The 1,645-nt window shown below is 70.9% G+C and carries 3 protein-coding genes; all 3 read left to right on the top strand.

Going from position 1 to position 1,645, the window contains the following annotated elements; genetic code table 11:
• On the top strand, positions 1–950 hold a 950-nt coding region (locus tag ACE3T5_RS21615), incomplete at its 5' end, for an Lrp/AsnC family transcriptional regulator (protein ID WP_374670168.1).
• On the top strand, positions 934–1,404 hold the full coding sequence (locus ACE3T5_RS21610) for an Lrp/AsnC family transcriptional regulator (RefSeq protein ID WP_374670167.1): 471 nt from the start codon (positions 934–936) through the stop codon (positions 1,402–1,404). The genes ACE3T5_RS21615 and ACE3T5_RS21610, both read left to right, overlap by 17 nt.
• Positions 1,394–1,645: Lrp/AsnC family transcriptional regulator (locus tag ACE3T5_RS21605; protein WP_374670166.1), on the top strand; the 252-nt coding region annotated here is incomplete at its 3' end. The genes ACE3T5_RS21610 and ACE3T5_RS21605, both read left to right, overlap by 11 nt.

Raw genomic sequence — 1,645 nt, 5'->3', positions numbered from 1 at the left:
GCGAGCCCTTCGCGCACATCGCTGCCAGCCTGGGCATGCCGGCCGACGAGGTCCTGGCAGGTTACGCCCGGCTGCAGAGCGAGGGCGCGCTGAGCCGCATTGGCGGAGTGTTCGCGGGCAATGCCGGTGGTGCCGCGCTGCTGGCCGCCATGGCCGTACCGCCCGAGCGCCTGGACGCCGTGGCCGCTGTGGTGTCAAGCCACCCGGGCGTGAACCACAACTACCAGCGCGAGCACCACTACAACCTCTGGTTTGTGATGACCGGGCAGGACGATGCCGCCGTGCGCGCGGCGATGCGTTCGCTTGAAGAGGCCACGGGATTGAGTGCCCTGCAACTGCGCATGCAGCGCGCCTACCGCATCGACCTGGGCTTTGACCTGCGCGGCAGCACCGCCCCCGCGCCCATGGCGGCCGCGCGCGAGGCCACGCCGGTGCAGGGCGCCGACCGGCCGCTCGCCGCCCTGCTCGAAGACGGCCTGCCGCTGGTGCCGCGTCCCTACGACGCCTGGGCGCAGGCGCTGGGCCGCACGCCCGAATCCGTGCTGCGCACGCTGCAACAGTGGCTGGACCAGGGCACGGTGCGGCGCATCGGCGCCATCGTGCGCCACCACGAACTGGGCTTCGACGCCAACGCCATGACGGTGTTCAACATCCCCGACGCCCAGGTGGACGCCTGCGGCGAGGCGCTGGCGCGCGTGACCGGCGTAACCCTGGCCTACCGGCGCGAGCGCGCCGAAGGTTGGCCCTACAACCTGTACTGCATGGTGCATGGCCGCGACCGCGCCGCCGTGCGGGACGTGATCGCGCGCGCCATCGCCGAAGCCGGCCTGGCGCAGTATCCGCACGAGGTACTGTTTTCGTGCCGCCGCTTCAAGCAGACCGGCCCGCGGCGCTTCCGGGCCTTGCCAGAAACCACGCCCCCGGAGGTGCTCGATGCTGTCGCCGGATGACGCCCGCCTGCTGGAGCGCCTGCACGGCGATCTGCCGCTGACCGAGCGGCCCTTCGCCGATGTGGCGGCCGAGTTCGGCTGGACCGAGGAATATGTCATCGGTCGGCTGTCGGCCCTGCTGGAGAGCGGCATGCTCACGCGCTTCGGCCCGCTGTTCCAGATCGAGCGCGCGGGTGGCCTGTTCGTGCTGGCTGCCATGGCCGTGCCCGAGGAGCGCTACGAGGCCGTGACGGCACAGGTCAACGCCCACCCCGAGATCGCGCACAACTACCGGCGCGACCATGCGCTCAACATGTGGTTCGTGCTGGGCACCGAGACGCCGGCGCAGTGCGCGGCCGCGATAGCACGCATCGAGGCCGAGACGGGCCTCCCCGTGCTGGCCTTCCCGAAGGAGCGCGAGTTCTTCGTGGAACTCAAGCTCCCCTTGACGAGCGGAGAAGCCCATGGCGCTTGACGATTTCGACCGTGCCCTGATCGCTGCCACCCAGGGTGGCCTGCCGCTGGTACCCCGCCCCTACGATGCCGTGGGCGAACGCCTGGGCGTGAGCGGCCAGCAGGTGTGCGAGCGCCTGGCGCAGATGCTGGAAAGCGGCCTCATCCGCCGCATCGGCGCCGTGCCCAACCACTACCGCCTGGGCTTCACGGCCAACGGTATGAGCGTGTGGGACGTGGACGACGCGCTGGTGGACCAGCTC

The sequence above is a fragment of the Ramlibacter sp. genome (assembly GCF_041916345.1).
Classification (GTDB): domain Bacteria; phylum Pseudomonadota; class Gammaproteobacteria; order Burkholderiales; family Burkholderiaceae_C; genus Ramlibacter.
Note: the sequence above shows the minus strand (reverse complement) of the source record. Positions and strands in the feature narration are given on the sequence as shown.

Excerpts from the sequence above, each read along its gene's own strand:
- ACE3T5_RS21610 (WP_374670167.1), top strand. The coding sequence starts at position 934 with ATGCTGTCGCCGGATGACGCCCGCCTGCTGGAGCGCCTGCACGGCGAT.